Annotated in this window: 2 protein-coding genes; both read left to right on the forward strand. The window is 37.4% G+C overall.

Going from position 1 to position 1,455, the window contains the following annotated elements; all coding sequences use genetic code 11:
* Positions 1 to 379 precede the first annotated feature (379 nt).
* Positions 380 to 670 carry a DUF6922 domain-containing protein gene (locus tag ACTIEV_RS15465; protein WP_439516813.1) on the forward strand — a complete coding sequence of 97 codons (291 nt, stop codon included), beginning with the start codon at positions 380 to 382 and terminating at the stop codon, positions 668 to 670.
* Between the two features lie 118 nt (positions 671 to 788).
* Entirely contained in the window at positions 789 to 1,283 is a 495-nt protein-coding gene (locus ACTIEV_RS15470) for a hypothetical protein (RefSeq protein ID WP_439516814.1), read from the forward strand.
* Positions 1,284 to 1,455 lie beyond the last annotated feature (172 nt).

Consider the following 1,455-nt stretch of genomic DNA (forward strand, 5'->3'; position numbering starts at 1 on the left):
TCCAAGCATTTGTTCAATGATTAAACGAAGCTGTGCTTCAGCTTTTGGTTATATCCCAGCATCATCTTTTGCTTAACCTGCCTAGCGGCAGACAAGCGCTTCACTATGTAAATTTCTTAACCTGCCTAACGGCAGACACGCGCTTTTTTTCTAAGGCCGGGATTGATAAGGGCGAAGAGGATTGGCAAAGCCAATCCTCTTCGTTGGCTCAACCTTTAGTTATTCTGTCATTCTGAGGAGCATTAATAACCGTAGGTTATTATTTGCGACGAAGAATCTTTCTGGTCGTTTTTTTTAGTGGTAGATTGTATGGGTGATAGGGCAATTTTTGGGGTGGTTTTTTCGTTGATTATTCAATATTCTTTATTCATAATTATACATGTCTGCTTTAGTGAAATATACGGTTGCTGATTTTTCTGATCATTTGTTTTGGGATTTTGATAGAAATAAGATCAGTTTGGATCAGCCTCAGGGGCAGGTGGTTCAGCGGGTTTTGGAATATGGGCTTTTACAAGATTGGATTGTTTTAACGCATCTTTATCCATTCCAAAATATTCTACAAACTGCTATGCAGCTTCGTACCCTTGATCCTAGAGCTTTGGCTTTCTTGATCAATATTTCTGGGGCTTCAAAAGAAGATTTTAGATGTTATACGAATCGTCGAAGCTAAATGTTCTTTATCTATTAAAGTATTAATTCGATCAGTTTGTTTGTGGAATCTTTACACCATGCTTTAAGAGATTATACGAGATGATAATGTAGATTTTCTTTTTATTTCATTAGATTTTATGGAAAAAACAATTTTTGAAAAGATTTTATTGGATTTGGAGTCTGAGGGGTTTGTGATTGATAGTTATGATTTTAATAGACCTTGGGGTGGTTTTTTTGTGATTGAAGAATCACAAGCACAGCAATTTGCCAATCGGTTTTTTAATGGTCTTTCTGTGGAAGGACTGCGTATTGCAGGTAAATTGAGTCCGAAGATATTGGTGGTTAAATCTGGAGCCCGTTTGTCTTGGCAGTATCATCACCGCAGGGCGGAACGCTGGCGAGTTGTTGAGGGTAAAGTCGCTGTGATGATCAGTGATACCGATGCAGAAGGTGAAATTCATTCACTTAGTGTTGGAGATGAAATCATTTTGCGTCAGGGTGAAAGACATCGATTGATTGGATTGGATGATTGGGGTGTGGTGGCTGAATTTTGGCAGCATACGGACTGTTTGCATCCTTCGGATGAGGATGATATTGTGAGGGTGCAGGATGACTATGGAAGAGGTCAATAAATCATATTGAAACTTCAATATGATTTATTGATTTAGTTTTAAAATTGTTTTGTAGACTGTCAGTCTCCGTTTACTTTTTTGTCATGACACAAAAAAGTAACAAAAAAAGTCTAGGCTTTAGAAAAAAAGCTAAAATTTACTTCGTTACGCTACAAAAGATGAAGTTTAATTC

This window comes from Sediminibacterium sp. (assembly GCF_051861365.1).
Lineage (GTDB): Bacteria > Bacteroidota > Bacteroidia > Chitinophagales > Chitinophagaceae > Sediminibacterium.

Bases quoted from the DNA above. Each gene is read 5' to 3' on its own strand.
- ACTIEV_RS15465 (WP_439516813.1), top strand. From the start codon at position 380: ATGTCTGCTTTAGTGAAATATACGGTTGCTGATTTTTCTGATCATTTG.
- ACTIEV_RS15470 (WP_439516814.1), top strand. From the start codon at position 789: ATGGAAAAAACAATTTTTGAAAAGATTTTATTGGATTTGGAGTCTGAG.